Origin of the sequence: Desulfosarcina variabilis str. Montpellier (assembly GCF_048565275.1) — a bacterium.
In the GTDB taxonomy this organism is placed as follows: Bacteria; Desulfobacterota; Desulfobacteria; order Desulfobacterales; family Desulfosarcinaceae; genus Desulfosarcina; species Desulfosarcina variabilis.
The window spans coordinates 5,615,483-5,631,998 of sequence record NZ_CP159846.1; the positions used below are offsets into that span (position 1 = coordinate 5,615,483).

The 16,516-nt window shown below is 51.2% G+C and carries 17 protein-coding genes; 4 read left to right on the forward strand and 13 right to left on the reverse strand.

The window, feature by feature from the left end:
• The first annotated feature begins 94 nt into the window (after positions 1–94).
• On the forward strand, positions 95–454 hold the full coding sequence (locus Dvar_RS25295; RefSeq protein WP_419655898.1) for a hypothetical protein: 360 nt from the start codon (positions 95–97) through the stop codon (positions 452–454).
• Here Dvar_RS25295 and Dvar_RS25300 read toward each other — a convergent pair.
• Entirely contained in the window at positions 451–1,656 is a 1,206-nt protein-coding gene (locus tag Dvar_RS25300; protein ID WP_419655899.1) for a phospholipase A, read from the reverse strand. The genes Dvar_RS25295 and Dvar_RS25300 overlap by 4 nt on opposite strands.
• Before the next feature lie 389 nt (positions 1,657–2,045).
• Here Dvar_RS25300 and Dvar_RS25305 point away from each other — a divergent pair, with 389 nt between their 5' ends.
• Positions 2,046–2,741: a hypothetical protein gene (locus Dvar_RS25305; protein ID WP_419655900.1), complete on the forward strand. Its 696-nt coding sequence runs from the start codon at positions 2,046–2,048 to the stop codon at positions 2,739–2,741.
• 6 nt (positions 2,742–2,747) lie between these two features.
• Here Dvar_RS25305 and Dvar_RS25310 read toward each other — a convergent pair whose 3' ends face one another.
• From Dvar_RS25310 to Dvar_RS25365, 12 genes are all read right to left on the reverse strand, one after another.
• Positions 2,748–3,476: a hypothetical protein gene (locus Dvar_RS25310; protein WP_419655901.1), complete on the reverse strand. Its 729-nt coding sequence runs from the start codon at positions 3,474–3,476 to the stop codon at positions 2,748–2,750.
• 180 nt (positions 3,477–3,656) lie between these two features.
• Positions 3,657–4,484, reverse strand: coding sequence for a universal stress protein (locus Dvar_RS25315; RefSeq protein ID WP_419655902.1), 828 nt, complete (start codon positions 4,482–4,484; stop codon positions 3,657–3,659).
• Between the two features lie 74 nt (positions 4,485–4,558).
• Positions 4,559–4,945 carry a hypothetical protein gene (locus tag Dvar_RS25320; protein WP_419655903.1) on the reverse strand — a complete coding sequence of 129 codons (387 nt, stop codon included), beginning with the start codon at positions 4,943–4,945 and terminating at the stop codon, positions 4,559–4,561.
• Positions 4,946–5,093: 148 nt separating this feature from the next.
• Positions 5,094–5,306, reverse strand: coding sequence for a hypothetical protein (locus Dvar_RS25325; RefSeq protein WP_419655904.1), 213 nt, complete (start codon positions 5,304–5,306; stop codon positions 5,094–5,096).
• Between the two features lie 325 nt (positions 5,307–5,631).
• A complete protein-coding gene (locus Dvar_RS25330) occupies positions 5,632–6,126 on the reverse strand; it encodes a response regulator (protein ID WP_419655905.1) in 495 nt (164 codons plus the stop codon).
• An 81-nt stretch (positions 6,127–6,207) separates the two neighbouring features.
• Positions 6,208–7,440 carry a response regulator gene (locus Dvar_RS25335; RefSeq protein ID WP_419655906.1) on the reverse strand — a complete coding sequence of 411 codons (1,233 nt, stop codon included), beginning with the start codon at positions 7,438–7,440 and terminating at the stop codon, positions 6,208–6,210.
• A gap of 15 nt (positions 7,441–7,455) precedes the next feature.
• Entirely contained in the window at positions 7,456–9,588 is a 2,133-nt protein-coding gene (locus Dvar_RS25340) for a SulP family inorganic anion transporter (protein ID WP_419655907.1), read from the reverse strand.
• 90 nt (positions 9,589–9,678) lie between these two features.
• Positions 9,679–10,173: a response regulator gene (locus tag Dvar_RS25345; RefSeq protein WP_419655908.1), complete on the reverse strand. Its 495-nt coding sequence runs from the start codon at positions 10,171–10,173 to the stop codon at positions 9,679–9,681.
• A 40-nt stretch (positions 10,174–10,213) separates the two neighbouring features.
• On the reverse strand, positions 10,214–10,903 hold the full coding sequence (locus Dvar_RS25350; protein ID WP_419655909.1) for a hypothetical protein: 690 nt from the start codon (positions 10,901–10,903) through the stop codon (positions 10,214–10,216).
• Positions 10,904–10,992: 89 nt separating this feature from the next.
• A complete protein-coding gene (locus Dvar_RS25355) occupies positions 10,993–11,352 on the reverse strand; it encodes a response regulator (protein WP_419655910.1) in 360 nt (119 codons plus the stop codon).
• Entirely contained in the window at positions 11,349–13,109 is a 1,761-nt protein-coding gene (locus tag Dvar_RS25360) for a sensor histidine kinase (protein WP_419655911.1), read from the reverse strand. Before Dvar_RS25360 ends, Dvar_RS25355 begins: the two co-directional genes overlap by 4 nt.
• Positions 13,106–13,477, reverse strand: a complete 372-nt coding sequence (locus tag Dvar_RS25365; protein ID WP_419655912.1) for a response regulator — start codon at positions 13,475–13,477, stop codon at positions 13,106–13,108. The genes Dvar_RS25360 and Dvar_RS25365 overlap by 4 nt, the downstream gene beginning before the upstream one ends.
• 282 nt (positions 13,478–13,759) lie before the next feature.
• On the opposite strand from Dvar_RS25365, the gene Dvar_RS25370 reads away from it, so the two are divergent.
• Positions 13,760–15,238: a sigma-54-dependent transcriptional regulator gene (locus Dvar_RS25370; RefSeq protein ID WP_419655913.1), complete on the forward strand. Its 1,479-nt coding sequence runs from the start codon at positions 13,760–13,762 to the stop codon at positions 15,236–15,238.
• A gap of 265 nt (positions 15,239–15,503) precedes the next feature.
• Entirely contained in the window at positions 15,504–16,496 is a 993-nt protein-coding gene (locus Dvar_RS25375; protein WP_419655914.1) for an AAA family ATPase, read from the forward strand.
• Positions 16,497–16,516: the final 20 nt, after the last annotated feature.

Consider the following 16,516-nt stretch of genomic DNA (forward strand, 5'->3'; position numbering starts at 1 on the left):
CTATTTCCTCGGAAGCTGGTATAAAGGGTTAATCTAAAATCCAGGTTATGCTGTTCAACTACCTGTCGTTCGCCCAAAGGACGAGTAAACGGGCTTGAAACCGTTGCTCATGTGGTTGACGTTTATGTTTATCGATGGATCACCAGATGGAAAGCCGATCAGCTCCAGCGCAAGCGCCCTCTTCTCCGATCCTAAGCAAGCGCCTTTTTCCATGAAGCCTGATATTACATTTAAATCATGCCACCCAAACGATTTCAAGTTCAACTCAAAAATCAGCGTTCAGGTATCAGCGACAGTTTTCAAAACATCATTTCAATTTCGCATTTCGATCTATGGTATTAGAGCGGCAGGGGACGGATGGGTTACAAATGAAAATCACCTTGAGGATCTGAACAGACGCCTGCCCACTGTTGCAACGTTGGCGTTTTGTTATGATCTTGACAGGGGCGCCTAACGGACCACGGAGAATCCCAGGCGGAAGGCGTGCGAGCGCTCCTGGTAGTCGATCAGATTTTCAGCCAGGGCGTTGGTATATTGAACATGGATGTAACTATCCAATGTATTGAAGAGAAATCGATGCAACGGGTAGGTCAGATCCAGTTGAATGGAAGGCCCTTCGGAAGCCCACCGAAAAGAGGTGTTCAGCACGAAACTGTCCATTTTACCGATTTTAAAGCCCAGGTCAAAATAGCCGCGATATTGGTCCAAGTCCGGGTTGGTTTCGTTGTCATTATTCGCATACAGCCAGAATTTAGGTGATAACTGCAGCAGAAAATGATGCGCATTGCTCAAAAACATGAATATCGGCTGGGCATATATGAAATTGGTACTTCGAGATCCGTCGCCGCCACGACCGTTGGATTCATGCTGAACCCCGGTTTGCAAAAATACCCCCTTGACCTTCGGCCCGGCGGCAATGAAATTTTTTGAGACCCAGAACATCTCCGGTTTGTAGCTGTTATCCTCAAACGGCGCCGAACTTGAACCAAGGTCCCAAAATGAGGTTTGCGTGTATCCAAAATGAAATCCTTTGACCCAGGGATGATACTCGGCCACAACCGATTCCGGATTGAAAAAACGATAATTGAAGCTGATCTGGAACTTGCTTTTGGACAGATCCGTTCCAACCAAAAAGTACATGGGTTTATAGCCCCCCATGTTTCCGATGTATGGCTGGTAAAGGGTAAACAGGGAATCCAGGGTGGGAGAGACATCTTCCACAGAGGGGTCCTGCTGTGGCGCTTCGATGTCAAACAGAACCACCGGTACACGGATTTCAGATAGTCGCATGCTTACCGTTCCACTGACCTGGGATGGCGGATCAAACGCGTAACACGCCCGGCCAGGGATCTTTTTTTGGAGATCTTCGTCTTTTTCCATCCTGCGGGCAATTGCGGTATAGGTCTTTTTGCCGTTTTCAAGGACACAGACCAAGTGATCAGGAAACGCACCAGTGGACGGCAATTCGGATTCTTCCCCATCTGATGTGAAAATCGAGAATGCGATGTGTTCACCGTTAGGCCAGCGGTCCTTGGCCATGGAGATAAAAATGTCGGCGGCATCCACCATCTGTCCTAAAGCGATGCACATCGCCAAAACAATGATGGTTAGCAGCAAAGCAAATTCATTTTTTCTGTTCAAAAAGATAATATTCACAATCCGTCTTTCAATCTGAAATTTCTTTTTTGGATGGGACGTTTAGCACATTCGTGGTCTTGCTATCAACGTCAATCTCCTCTATCCGGCCTTTGCGCCGACATGAAGGATACGTCCCTTTGCTCACCGTTGATTGATTTTCCACTTTCCATGCTCACGTGATTTCATTCGGCAAATTGCCCTGCCCCCCCGATGCCGGCATTCACCCGCCCGCAGAATGTGTCTCAACCATAAGGATCACCACAAGCGGTTTCCTTGAGGTTGTGCATCAATCGCAGGTTGTGATCCCCCCCACAATCTGGTATTTTTGTGGATAAGCGATTTTTTGAGCGTATACACATACCCCTTATCAAAGCTGCTTACCCCCAATCTATCCAAAGGAGCCTTGTATGAGAATTCATATGGCCAAAATCATCGTGTTTGCTTTTGGTGGATTGTTGGTTTTTGTATGGCTTGCCGGGTGCAGTTCCCAAACCCAAAGCACCCAAGGCAGCCTGGTCGATGTTACGGTAAAGGAGATTGCGCTGATGCCGTTTCTGGCCGGCCAAATGGCATCTCCCGACGCTCCCATTGCCACTGTCTCAGCGCCTCGTAAAGCCGAAACAGCAATCATTGAAAACGTCAATTTACCGGACGGAACGGCTCTGATCATGAACCGGATTGTCAATACAGAGCTCAAAATTCGCTTCGCGGAACGATTGATCCCGCCCCAGCTGGTAAGCGAGGCTTATCAGCCGCTGCTGATGGCCCCTGAACTGGATACGCCGCGAAAACGGGCGATCCGCCTGGGAAGCGCACTCAAGGCCAACCTGGTAATGGTGGGAAACATATGGTGGTACCGCGAAAGGGGCGCCTTGACGCAAATGCCGGACAACCCGGCCTCGGTGGGATTCGAGCTTACCTTGATCAATGTTGAAACCGGCGCAAGGCTCTGGCGGGGTCGTTTTGAGGGCACCCAAGAAGCCCTGACCAGCGATCTGCTCGGCGGAGTGGAACGTCTGAATATGGGATTGCGCTGGCTCTCCGCCAAGGAACTGGCTCGTTATGGTGTCAAGTCGGTCCTGGGGACCCTGCCCCTAAAATAATCTCATTCAATTCGCCGAAGTCGCAGACCTGATTTTTTTGCAGGCTTGCGGATTCCCCCGTTCACAGGATTTCGAATAGGCCTGCATTGCCTGTTGCATTTCGTGCATTCCCTCAAAGGCCAGCCCCTTGGCAAAAAGCAAGTCGCTCCAACAAGGATACCTTTTCTCAAGCAGATCGATGTAAATAATGGCTTTGCGCCAGTGCTGATTCCGGATGTAACGATGGGCCCGGGACAACTCCCGGCCGGGTTCAAGAGCCGCTGATAGCACCGGTTCCATCTCCTCCTGTAATGAAAAAGCCCGCTCCTTTTTCTCAAGCATTGCATCGTTCATTTCCGCTTTCACAAAATCAGCCAAAGAGACCCGGCTTTCGATATTGACCGAATAGATGCTACCATTTTGGGAAAACGTTTCCTCGACAAGGTCATAGTCGAGTTCATCGGCCACGAGACAGAAAATTTCTCTCTGCCTGTCGGCGTAGTCCTTCAGCAACCCTTGGCCGGCCAATTGTTTGGCCAACCACAAAGCGGCCTTGTAGTTAGCACCATAAAGGGCCAGGGCGCGGGCAATCTCGGCCGTATCCCCCGTGCATAGTCGATATGAGCACTGTGTTGCTGTCCGTAGTTCCTTTTCACCTGAGTCGGCCGCCAGGACGAACGGATGCCCAATTAGTACTGTCAGCGCCAGCCATGGCATCAAAAGTATCGGCACCATTTTCAATTTAACGGGTGACATATGAACAGTCCTTTATTTGCTGTACAAAACCAGCCGATAGACATGCCAATGCGACAACCCAAAATGGATACTCGTACCCAAGGCATGCCATTAGCTATTAGCAGTTAACCATTGATCAACAATTCTTCAACATTATTTTGCTAATCGCTTACCGCTAACAGCTAATTGCTCATGGTCATGTCAATTCAAATGGGCGCGGGTCTGCGGCCCGCTGACCAGCATGCTGTTGGTCAGGGTCGATTGGGCGACCTCCATTTTGCTTCCGAAAATAAGATTACGTATCAGTCCATGGCCATAGGCACCGGAAAAAACCAGGGCATCGTGCGGCAATGCGTACAGGTTGTTGGCGAATTGACCATCCATGAACTGGTGGCGCTGGCAGCAGACGCGAGCAAGGGATTTTTCCAGACCCGCTTCACGGATGCGCTGTTCATAATAGGCCTCATCCTGCTCCATCTGGATATACAGATCCAATGGGAAGCCGGACCGCCAGGATATGCGGATTGCGGATCGAAGCGCGTTGATGGAGCTGTCCGAGCCTCCAAACAACACGGCGATGCTTTTCCAGGGTTTAAACAGCGAAGATGTCATCAATACGGGAAACGTGCCCGAGCGGATGATCCGCCGGACTTTCGGGCCGATATATCCCAAACCGATTTTCGAACTCAGGTCGCTGATACTGCGCGGGCAGGTCATGAATGCAAAATGGGTGGGAATGTCCGGCAAGTCGCTGTTCGTGCGGTTTTTAGGAACCAACAGGTCGGGTTTCAATCCCCTTTCGGCGGCCAGGCTGAAGGCTCGTTCGGCTGCCGTTTCCGGAGATGACAGATAAGAGCGATCCAGATCGACCTGAACGGCGTCGTGATCAAAATACATCATGAAGCGAACCGAATCCGGGATGTAAATGGTCAGCCCCACATCCAATAATTGACAGAAATAGATAGACTGCATCAGGGATTCGCGTCCCAGCGGCGTATTGCGAAATACATGGAACAAATTGGCATACATAATCGTTGTCACCTCGATCGGAAATGCAAAAAGCGGGTTGCCCCGCTTCATGCGTTTTTTGACTTATCAGTGTTTCAGGACTTACCTGCCGGTACCAGCGTCTCGGTGGTTCCATTGTGCCTGAAGGCCAGCTTGAATGACGACCCGTTGTCATTCCATTTCTGGCTGAGAGACCATATCTCGGCGTCACCCGATGTCGGCTGCACCTTGACCTTGACGGTGTAAGTTCCCTTATCGACACCTTCGATCTCGGCAGTGTAGGACTGCCCATCAAGCACCACCGTCTTTGGGGTGGCTGAGAGGTTGATGTCAACAATCCCGTCACCTTGGGTCCGCTGCCACTTGCCGCTGACCTGGGTTTCCAGGTCCGTTGAACTGGTGCAAGCGCAAAAAACCGGCAGAAGAAGCATGACGCACACTGTCAAAAGAGGAAAAGCTTTTGCATTCAACGTCTTTTTCATGATGGGCCTCCATTGGATAGGGGGTGGGCAGATGGACGTGCCTGCCGGTATCGATGGATTATGCCAAACCGTTGCAGGACGCCAGGAAAACCGTTGGAATCAAGCCGCGAACACCTGATCGTTGTTTTTTAGCTGGAAACGGTTCGGGTTAGCACAACATGGATTGGTTGAAGAGATAAAGCGGGATGAATGAACGCCGGACGGCCGTCGATGGCCAGGATGCCCGGCTGATACACGAAAGGGTAGAAAAAATCGGTTTGGTCAGCTTTCCCACAGCCGATTCAGAGTCCGTGGGTTCCGTATCGGCAGGTATGGCAAACAGCGTGGGGAGCAGTACGGCCACCTGTTTGGGGATACGCACAGATCCTGCACAATGGGCACAGGGGGTGTGGTGATTGGCCCAGCTGTAAATGGGACTTGCGTTTGAATCAAGCCTGACGAAGGATGGGGACGTGTGTTGCCCGGCGGTTAAAACCGGAGGCAGCAAAACCGAGTGGAGGTAAATCAGACAAAGCAGAAAAAGTGCAACCGGAAATAAGACGCACCTTAACCATGGGCCCCAACGGCCGCAGCCATATGCGTTTATACCTGCAGTTGGGATGGGATGCATCATCGTCTCCAGGCTTGCTCCCCCTATTGTGAAAAGGCAGGCCACGTGTTAAGCGACCTGTCTTTTCACAATAGTTTTATTTTCGGCCATCGTCAAGTCGTGCCAGTTCCTTGAGAATCCCCAATGGACTTTGATGCATGGACAGCTTTTGAATGGCTTCCATGCGTTTTTGATTTTGCTCGAATTTCCTGGTCATTCGGGCGTGATAGGCCTCCTTCAATGATTCGACCAGTTTGTCAAAATCATAGGGCTTCTCGAGATATTTAAAGGCACCGAGCCGGGTGCATTCTACTGCGGAATCCACGGTGGCATGCCCGGTCAGCATGATGATTTCGATAAATTTGTGGTTCTCTTTCAGCGCCTTCAGAACCTGGGTGCCGTCCATACCCGGCATCTGCAGATCCACCACCGCCACGTCGAAGCCGCCCTTGCCGGCCGCAGCCACAGCGTCATCGCCGTTGTCTGCTGTCGTTACATCAAAGCCCTTGATGGCCAGTCGATCCGACACGGCTTTTAAGAATTTGACTTCATCGTCGACCAAAAGGATCTTAATGGTGTTCTCCGGTTCCATGGCACCCTCCTACTGCTTGTGGGTTAAGATAACAGGCGATCCGATCTGTCCAACTTAGTGTCCATCAATCTATTGTAGGCACTAGTTTACTTTCTGGGCGGTTCGTGCCTGTTCGATTTTCTCTTTTGCGGCCTTGATGGTTTTGCTCAGCTCTTCAATGTCGACTGATTTTGACAAAAATGCAAAGGCCCCCAATTCCATACAGGTTTTTTTATCGTCTTCTGATCCCTGACTGGTCAGCACGATCACTTCGATGCCCGGACGGTTCTGTTTCACCTGACGCAGCACTTCGATCCCGTCGATACCGGGCATTCTGAGGTCCAGAATCATGACATCGGGTTCATCCTCTTCGGCCAGGGACAGGGCGGATTCGCCATCATAAACCACGGCGGAATCCAATTCTCGCATCATCAGGCGTTTGGACAGGGTCTGCACGTACTTTTTCTCGTCATCCACCAGCAGGATCTTGGACGGCGCCTCAAAATCCTGGCGCCGATAGACATCGGTCTGATAATATCCCGGGCCCACCTTTGTCTCCACCGCGGTTACCCCCGGCACTTGCAAGGCGATTTCCTTGAGTTCATCTTCAAGATGATTGAGTCGCAATACATGTTTGTTGATGATCAGGGTCACCAGACCGTCCGTGACCTCCACACCCACCGTATGGCCTTTTTTAACCAGAGCGATTTCCACATTGGCGGCGATACTGAAATCAGCGACCGCCGACTGAGACCTGCCGACAAGCTTGAACACGGGGTTGGCGATGGATTCTTGAATCGTCATGGCAATCGCTTCCACCGATGTTTTGTCGGTCGGCAAGGTGACGTCGTAAAGGGATGTGCTCCACGGATCGTATACATCATGAAGCATATGCATCCACGCGGCACATTGGACATCATCTTTGTGGATGATCTTATTGGCCTCGGATGACGAAACATTCAGTTCCTTTTCAGCCGTGGCCACACGCGAGGTCATGTCCGCAATCAAACACACGCGAAGAACGTGGCTGATGTCTTTCGGGATCAATTGTCCGGCAAAGCCGCTGATGATCATCTCGTCTTCGGCCAAAAGGGATGACAGGGCCAGCCGCAGATAAGCGAGCGAGCGCTCCCGCTCATGGGTCAGGCGATTGAACACCGAGACTTTCTCGGAAAATACACGGACGATCTTGTTTTCAGGGATACTGGAAAGCCGGCTGGCCTCGGCAACGATGTCCGGGTCTGTGAGTTGCCGATAACCGGTACGCGAAGCAATTTCCTCGATAATCTGTTTTTCGTTGCAGTAACTGCCGCTGAACAAGGTAATGACTGGCATGAATAACTCCTTCCTTTAAGCTTCAACAAGTTGGCAAGCGTTCAATAACGGGCAGTTCGCTTCCGGATTATTCTCGTGAGCCACTTTATGAACGGCGACAATGCCTTTTTCCAGGGTCGGATAGATATGGTCCTCACCAATTTTCGCTAAAAAGTGCGTCCGTTCGAATACTTCCATGACCGCTTCGTTGACTCCGCACATGGAGATATCGATTCCATTGCTGCGCACCCGATCCACAATCAGTGACAAGGCTTCCTCACCCGATGCATCGATATCATTGATTCCCTGGGCAGCAAGGAGAATATGGTTGAGTCCGTTTTTGGTCTGGACCATCTCGGTGATCGTATCCTCCAGATAGCTGGCATTGGCGAAAAACAGCGGGCCGTCAAAACGGACCAGGGTCACGTACGGGCATTCATTGAGGCCATGGGTGGTCACGCAGCGCAGTTCCTCATCCTCCGAACGGGACAAGAAGACCACTCGGGGACGCATGCTCTTGTAGAGAAAAACCCCCAGCGAGAGCGCCACACCGATATAGATCCCCTTGTCCAGATGCGGGGCGAAAACCAGGGTGCCGGCAAACGAGATGATGGAGATCGCGCCGTCATACCATTTGGCCTTCCAGGCATGAATGAAACCGGAAACGTTGAGAAGACCGATAACGGCCATCATGATAACGGCGGCCAGCACCGCTTGAGGTAAATGATAAAGCAACGGGGTGAAAAATAAAAGCACAATCACCACCGCCATACTGGTAAAGACGCTGGACAGACCGCTGACCGCACCGGCTTGCAGGTTGACCGCCGAGCGAGAGAAGGACCCCGAGGTCGGATAGCTCTTGCCGATGGCGCCGCAGATATTGCCCAGCCCCTGACCGATCAGTTCCTGGTTGGGATCCAGTCGGTGTCCGGTTTTACCGGCCATGGACTTTGCAATGGCGATCGCTTCCATGAATCCCAATAAAGAGATGATCGCCGCATACGGCATCAGATGCAGCATGACGCCGAAATCGATCTTGGGAACACTCAAGGATGGCAGGCCTTTTGGAATGGTGCCGACTACCGCACCGCCACCCATCATTTTCAGCTGGGCCGTATCCAGCGCCTCGTTGCCGACTTTGACGCGCCACGTGCGCCCATCGCTTTCAAGCCCGGCTGGCACGTTGTCCTTGACGTAAAATTTAATCGACTCGTCATCCTGAACAACGCCGGCAAAATGGATGGCGCGCAACTGCTCCCGGTATCGGTGGACATCCTCCTTCTTGTGCGTGATGGTCAGGTTGGTCACCTCCAGCATATGCTCGGCATCCAGAACGCCGATCTCATCATGGCTCTTCTTGGCTTTGGTGGAGGCCTCACCCAGTTGGGTGCGCTCATCGGCAAGCGTTGGGATGGCCAGTGCGGCTTGATTGAAATCCTCGATCAGTTGGCGCGCCTCAGGAGATTCAATGGCATTGATGTCCACCAAGCGGTCATGCTGAAATCCGGTGGCCCAGGAGATGGCCGTGGTAATCACAACGGCCACGAGAACATTGGGAATTCGCGGTGACAGCCATTTGAGGCCATACATGATGCCAAAGGCAAAGATACCGATCAGCAAGGTTGGCCAGTGGGTGTAGTGGATCGCCGCCTTGACCACATTGATAATGGTTTCGTAATGGTGCGGGGCGTTATCCACATAAACACCGAACATTTTCGAAAGCTGAGAAGAAGCAATAATCAGCGCGGCGGCGTTGGTAAAGCCGTTGACCACCGGGTGAGACAAAAAGTTGACCACCAGCCCCAGTCGCAACACGCCCAGGGTCAGCTGAAAGATGCCCACCATCAGGGCCAATAATACCGCATAAGCGACATATCCGGGACTGCCGGCGGTGGCCAATGGCGCCAGGGAGGCGGATGTCATCAGCGATACAATGGCCACGGGACCGGTGGCCAACTGGCGACTGGAACCGAACAAGGCGGCAATCATGGGTGGCAAAAATGAAGCATACAATCCAAAGTAGGCGGGCAACCCCGCAAGTTGGGCGTAAGCCATGGATTGGGGGATCAGAACCAGGGCCACGGTCAAGCCTGACAGCGCATCCACCTGAAAGGATGCCTTGTCGTAGTTTTTAAACCACGCCAAAAAGGGAAAAACCTTAACCAACATGTGCTACTCCTATGCTTAAAGTGTGTGAGCGAGAACGGGTTCTGCTAATCATTTTTCATGGGCAACGATCGCCCAGGCAATATCGCTAACTTATTTCCGGGCATCATCCAACTGCGCCATTTCCCGAAGCAGCCCCAATGGCGATTGATGCATGGACAGCCTCTGGATCATTTCCATGCGTTTGCGGTTGCTTTCAAACTTCTTCTCTATCCTTGCTTGATAGGCATCCTTGAGGGCCTCCACCAGCCTGTCGAAATCATAGGGTTTTTCAAGAAACTTGAATGCCCCCAGCCGGGTGCACTCGACGGCCGCCTCCACCGTTGCATGTCCGGTAAGCATGATAATTTCAATATACCGATGATTTTCCTTGAGAATTTTCAAAACCTGGGTGCCGTCTGTTCCAGGCATCTGCAGGTCAACGATGGCCACGTCATAGCCGCCTTTCTTGGCTGCAGCGATGGCGTCATCACCGTTTGTTGCGGTCTTTACATCAAAGCCCTTGATGGACAAGCGCTCGGACACCGCCTGCAGAAATTTTTCTTCATCATCGACCATTAAAATTTTTATGGTGTTTTCAGCTTCCATTGTCCCCCTCCATCAACGTGGGTTAAAAAAACTGGATTTCTCAGCCAACATGTCTGGCATCCAAAAACGTTGCTTCATCGATTGCAGACGGCACGATCAGTTCCAACCAGTCAGCGGTGCTGTCACATCTAATGGTGACGCCAATGGATTCCGCCATGGTTTGGAGCAAGGTATCGGGAAAGACCTGAAAACCGTTTAAACTGAATCCTGAAAAAACGATTTTCCAGCCCTTTTCATCATCGTTCGCATTGACACCAATCGTCACCTCCGCGCTGTTTCCCGTGTGTTTAAAGGTGTACACCAGGGTCTGATAAATAATGGCCTGCAGCAAAAACGGACACGTTGCCACCATCGGCGGCGTCCCGTCCAATTTAGCGATGGTGGTCCTGCCCGCAAAACTAAGATAGGTAGAAAGGTTGATCGAAAGATCCAGGACGTCCATGAGATTGACGGACTCGACGGGATGATCGATGCTATGAGAAAAGCGGTTCATCTGCCGAATCACGGCAAACCCGCGCTGAATTTCCTCTACAATACTTTTTGTGCAGTCGCTGAGCATATCCGGCGCAACCGGCGTTCCTGACGACGCCATGTCAGACAGATCCCCCAGCAGTCCGGCAGTCTCGGAGATGATTGCCATCACATTTTTCAATTCATGTGAAATGGAGGCGTTGACCCGCCCAAAATAGGCCAGCGCATCGTACCCAAACTTGGTGTTGGTGTGTTTCATCTATTTTCCTCACCGTGTAAACATGATCCGCGTCGTTGATCCCGCCGGATAATTGGCAGGCGCCCATCCGGCATTTTTAAGGCAGCCTTTCAGGCGCCTGGAATCAACCGATTCAGGGTTTCAATTAACTGTTCAATTTTAAGCGGTTTGGGCAGACACTCCTCTGCCATGATTCGTCCTGTCTCATGATCCGTGCCGGAACCATGACCGGTTAAGAAAACGAACTTCATTTCCGGATCCAACGCACTGAGTTGGCGTCTCAATTCAAGTCCGCTAATCCCTGGCATTTTCACATCCAATACAGCCACATCAAAACGGCTTCCCGCCTCGACCGCATCCAGGGCTTTTTCGCCGGAGAAGAAGACCTGCGCCATAAATCCCCGCAGTTCGAGGCGTTTGGATAGCATTAAAGCAAACTTTTGTTCGTCATCGACCAATAAGACCTTCATGCTTGGATTTCCTTTTTGGCGTTGACGGGCAAGGTGATCACAAACGTGGTGCCTTGACCGGTTTGGCTCTCAACCGTGATGTCACCATGAAGCTTTTGGACCAGTCCGTAGGTAATGGAGAGGCCCAGACCGGTGCCCTGCCCCTCTTTTTTGGTAGTAAAAAACGGCTCGAAAATTTTATTCAGGTGTGTTTCGGAAATGCCGCAGCCGTTGTCCTCGATGAACAGTTGCACATGATCATCGTCACTCATCTTGGCCCGAATGTCCAAAAAGCAGCCATTGTCGATGGCATGAAACGCATTGTTGACAAGATTGAGAATAATCTGCTGCAGCTTTCCCCGATCGGTTTCGATCAGCGGGATGGTGTTCGGAATATCCACATGAATGGAAATATCACGGTATTCAGCCTCTTTTTTGTGGAAATTGATCACATCAGAAACCATATCCTTTAAATTGATGGTCTGGGTCTGAACATCAAAGCGCCGGGCAAATCCCAGAAGCTGCCGTGTAATGGTCCCGCAACGTTCCACGGCCTCGATAATGGAATCGATATGCTCCACCAGTTCAGGATCATCTTTGTACGCTTTTGTAAAGGTGAACAGATCCTTCACATAACCGGCCGTTTCGTTGATCAAGGCCAAAGGGTTGTTGATTTCATGGGCCACGCCGGCAGCCAGTTGTCCGATGGAGGCCAGTTGGCAGTTCTGCTCGGCCATGACCATGGTTTTGGCTTTTTCCCGGTCGGCCCGGAAAATCCGATTGACCATGAACGAAGACGTCAGGGTAATGACCACGGCCAAGACCAGCCCGCTGGCAAACAGAAACCAGTTGATTTGCCGCCGCAGATCGAGCCAGACCTTCATCATGCTCTGCTTTTGTTTGACCACCATCAGAATAAAGGACGTGGGCACGATTTTGGTTGAGATATAGGCATAGCCGACCACAATCGGCTGTCCCTTTGGATCGATGGCCACCCGACTGCGGGTCCGTTCATCAAAATCCGGGACCGGGATGGTCATATGGTTCGCTTCACCTTTATAAAAACTGGAGGGCGTTTGAATCACACCTTCGTGATTGATCAAAAAAATGTCCGCATGCTCGCCGGTTTTATAGGATTCTAAAGTTTGTATCAGCCGTTCGGTTTCCAGCGTTGCCCGTAAGATGAAAAAATGTCCGTCCGGCTGCTTGGATTTGACGGCCACCACAATGTGCGGGAGATCACGATGTCCGGAAAAAATCTCGCTGACGCAGGCATTGCGATCGACACAATCCCAAAACCAGGGTTGGTTGCTGTAGTCCTTGCCCTCCAGATTAAATGGGCCGGCATAGGCCACCTGGGTACCCGTATCGGCAATCACGCTTAAATCGGTCAGTCCACCAAAGCCTAATTTTAGATTCCGCAACACATCTTTGAGGTGCCCGGAATCGGTCAACTTTTCATGGCCCATCTCATTGGCCGTGAAGGTCAATGCCGCCAACCGCTCCTCCAGAAAAAACGTCACCGCCCGCCGTGCATTGGACGCCACGCGTTCGGTGCGCAGCAGGGATTCAGTATCAATGGAGCGTTGGATCAGCTGGTAGTAGATAAGGGTCATGACCACCAGTGGGAGTAGCGCGGTGGTCATCAGCGTAAAAATCGCCATGCCCCATGTCTGCTTGTAATTCTTAAAGGTGTGGTAAGTGCTGAGGTGATCATCCTCTCGATCATGAAACTGAGGCCACATGGAACCTAAGAATTTGCTAATGGATGTTATCATGCCGATTTTTCTCTGATTTTGGCCATGATGCTGATCAGCTGGTCAATGTCCACGGGTTTGTTGATGAATTCATAGGCACCGCATTTCATACACTGCTCACGATCATGATCCGTTCCGTGCCCAGTTAAGATCACGACTTCAGTTGTGGGTCGGTCCTGTTTGATTTGCATCAGTACCTCAGTGCCATACAAATCAGGTAACCTCAGATCTAAAATCACCAATGCAAACGCCTCGCTGGCATGAAGATCGATTGCGGTACGACCATCGTAGCAAACCTGGCAGGTCAGGCCGCGCAGCGTTAATCGTTTAGCCAGCATATCCGCATAGCGTTGCTCATCGTCGACAATCAATATATTGTTTTGTTTCATTATGCAACTCTTTTGTGTTGACTGACCGTTTTTCATGATCTATATGAAACATATAAATGAAATAGTTTTATTTGTAAACACTTTGGTTTGTTTTTTTCGATAATGAAACACTTATTTTTTCACGTTGATCGTAAACAGTCATAAAATCAATCTATTGACACTTGTTAAGGGCGACCGGTTACCCCCAACCACCCGGAAACCTCAATTGAATTCTTGATCAAACGTTTTCCATGTGATTCAACTGTGTTTGCCCCCTTGGACCCTGACGGGAAGAGAGAAACCATGAACAAACAGATCAAGCGCGTCCTCCTGGTGGATGACGAAGAAAAACTACTCCATTCCATTGCCCAGCGCATGAAAGTGCTCGGATTCGAGCCCCTCATGGCAACCAGCGGTATGGCGGCCATCGAAATTGCCATGCAAGACTCCATCGATCTGGCTATTGTCGACCTTCAAATGCCGGATATGAATGGCCTGGTGACGATTACCAAACTTAAGGAAATCAAACCGGGTCTCAAAACCATGCTGCTCACCGGCCATGGGAACGAAAAAATCAAACAGGCCACCGAGTCGCTCAATACCCTGTATTTCGAAAAAGATGAGATGGGTGACTTCTGGAGTTTCATTAAAAAGCTGAATACGGATGGCAACGTCGTGGTCATCCGACCGGCACAGGCCGCAGGCGGTAATGGCAATTCATCGCCCACGCCCATGTCCAATGCCATCGAAATACATTCTCCCCAACAGTTCAAGGATGCTGAAACGGAAAAACTATCGCCGGCCAAGGTGACCGCCCATCCAGAACCATTCACAAAACTAAGGATTGTCGGTGAAACCCCCGCCATGCAGGAGTTGCGAAAAAGCATCCGGCGCCTGGCACCGCTGGATTGCACGGTAATGCTGTCCGGAGAAGCCGGAACCGGCAAGGAACTGGCAGCTAGGGTGATTCATGCCCAAAGCGGCCATCGAGATCAGCGTTTTCTGGCCATTGACTGTCGTGATCTGGGCAGTGAGTCATTTGTGCGCCAGCTGGTGGGGTATGGAAATGGCGATCTGTACCAGGCGGTGCAATCCAGACGGGGTATCTTTGGCGGTCAGCAGGTGGGCACGATCTTTTTCGACCGGGTAGAGGAAATGCCTGAGGCCATGCAGGCCCAGCTGCTGAAGACCATCGATACCATCGATCGGACAAGGGCCATTGCCGGTCAGGGCAAAAGTACCGATGTGCGCATTCTGGTCGCCACGGAAACCAACTTGGCCAAACAGGTTGATGACCGTCAATTTGATGAGGCGCTATACGACCAATTGATTTTCTTCAACCTGGCCCTTCCCCCCTTACGGGATCGAAAGGACGATATTGCACCGCTGTGCAGCTATTTTCTTAGAAAACTGAGTGATGATTTCAACAAGCCGGTCGAGTCGATCGCGCCTGAAGTCATCGATGTTTTCCTGTCCTACGATTTTCCCGCCAATGTCCGGGAACTGGCCCACATCATCGAACGGGCCGTGATTCTGGTGGATGACAAGACGATCCACCTCAGCCACCTGCCGGAACGTTTTCTCAAGGACGCCGCATCCCCTAAGGAGGCAGATCCTGAAAATTTTCTGACCTTGGCCGAAGTTGAGAGCCACTATATCGTAAAGGTGCTTCAGGCCGCCGGCGGGAACAAATCCAAAACCGCTGAAATTCTGGGCATCAGCCGCGCGGCATTGTGGCGCAAATTGAAACATATCAATGCCAATACAAAACCAGCGAAATGATCTTTACTGGACGACCATAGTGTTGCAAAAAGCAACGGATCGTTCTGTTTTTTGCAACATTCACAAGCATTTGATTTAATTAATAATTTTAACAACCTCCAATCGTCGTTGCGAATTGTAACGTTCAAAAAGCGCATCGCCCCCTCGCAATTCATAATTTCGCTGTGATATTAAACAGTTAAAATTAATTCCAAATCTGGTATCAAGGTTGCTGAGACGTCATTAGTTAAACCCTAATTATTACCCGCAGCAAAAGGAGTAGCCAATGACGACGCACCTGTGCATCCACGGTGACCTGTTTACCCAAACCCAACCCATTGTCGACTGGATCGCCACGCGCACCGGTTGGCCCGTTGTCTCAGATCAGGACCTGGTTGAAGCGGCAGGAGAGCGATTCGCATTACCGCCCCACCGCCTTGGGTATGCTTTAATGAAACCAGAGGGCGTGCTGAGTCGGCTAACCCACGGCGCTGAGCTGGCCATGGCCAGCGTGCAATCGGTAATGGTGGACAAACTATCGCTAAAGACCACGATCTTCCATGGAACCTTGGGATTGGCGACATCCCGGCAACTCCCCCAGGTATTGAATGTCCTGGTCACCGCACCCACCCGGTTTCGGGTAAAACGCGCCTGCCAGACCCAGGCAATCAACGAACGGCAGGCCCGATCTCTGATTCGCCAGGAGGATCACAGGGAATTTGAGTGGTGCCGATACGCCTTTTGTAATGATGATCGTTTTGATACGGATGCCTATGACCTTGTCATTGCCTCGGATCGACTCGACACCGAATCGGCAGGCAGTCTTATTCTTGAGCAGCTGATGCGGACTCAGATGCAGACAACCATCAATACCGCCAACCGGCTGGCGGATCTGAAACTTGCCTCCGCGGTGCGGGTCAACCTGGCTAAAGGCGGGCACCGGGTCTCAGTCGCGGCCCGAAACGGTCGCATCCACTTGACCGTCGAGCGTCCGGTCCTTTTTTTTGATCGACTGGCCAGAAAGCTGAAGCGACAGATGATGCAGATGAAAGGCGTCCGGCATGTCCAGATCGACGTCGGCCCGGATTTTTTTCAATCCGATATTTATCGTCGGTGCCGGTTTGCGCTTCCGGCCGAGGCTGAATTTTCAAGCTTTACGCAATGTCGCCAACGCCTTTACGATAACGCCGCAGCCTGTTTTCCATCCACATCAGAAAAAAAGATCCCGCAGGAACGAATCACTGCCGCCCGGCAGCTGTTTTCCAGCGCCTCGCCGTGAAGCGCAGCACCGCTTATTCT

Bases quoted from the DNA above. Each gene is read 5' to 3' on its own strand.
- Dvar_RS25355 (WP_419655910.1), bottom strand. From the start codon at position 11,352: ATGAAGGTCTTATTGGTCGATGACGAACAAAAGTTTGCTTTAATGCTA.
- Dvar_RS25365 (WP_419655912.1), bottom strand. From the start codon at position 13,477: ATGAAACAAAACAATATATTGATTGTCGACGATGAGCAACGCTATGCG.
- Dvar_RS25330 (WP_419655905.1), bottom strand. From the start codon at position 6,126: ATGGAACCGGAGAACACCATTAAGATCCTTTTGGTCGACGATGAAGTC.
- Dvar_RS25310 (WP_419655901.1), bottom strand. From the start codon at position 3,476: ATGTCACCCGTTAAATTGAAAATGGTGCCGATACTTTTGATGCCATGG.
- Dvar_RS25335 (WP_419655906.1), bottom strand. From the start codon at position 7,440: ATGCCAGTCATTACCTTGTTCAGCGGCAGTTACTGCAACGAAAAACAG.
- Dvar_RS25305 (WP_419655900.1), top strand. From the start codon at position 2,046: ATGAGAATTCATATGGCCAAAATCATCGTGTTTGCTTTTGGTGGATTG.
- Dvar_RS25360 (WP_419655911.1), bottom strand. From the start codon at position 13,109: ATGATAACATCCATTAGCAAATTCTTAGGTTCCATGTGGCCTCAGTTT.
- Dvar_RS25375 (WP_419655914.1), top strand. From the start codon at position 15,504: ATGACGACGCACCTGTGCATCCACGGTGACCTGTTTACCCAAACCCAA.
- Dvar_RS25320 (WP_419655903.1), bottom strand. From the start codon at position 4,945: ATGAAAAAGACGTTGAATGCAAAAGCTTTTCCTCTTTTGACAGTGTGC.
- Dvar_RS25370 (WP_419655913.1), top strand. From the start codon at position 13,760: ATGAACAAACAGATCAAGCGCGTCCTCCTGGTGGATGACGAAGAAAAA.
- Dvar_RS25345 (WP_419655908.1), bottom strand. From the start codon at position 10,173: ATGGAAGCTGAAAACACCATAAAAATTTTAATGGTCGATGATGAAGAA.
- Dvar_RS25340 (WP_419655907.1), bottom strand. From the start codon at position 9,588: ATGTTGGTTAAGGTTTTTCCCTTTTTGGCGTGGTTTAAAAACTACGAC.
- Dvar_RS25315 (WP_419655902.1), bottom strand. From the start codon at position 4,484: ATGTATGCCAATTTGTTCCATGTATTTCGCAATACGCCGCTGGGACGC.
- Dvar_RS25350 (WP_419655909.1), bottom strand. From the start codon at position 10,903: ATGAAACACACCAACACCAAGTTTGGGTACGATGCGCTGGCCTATTTT.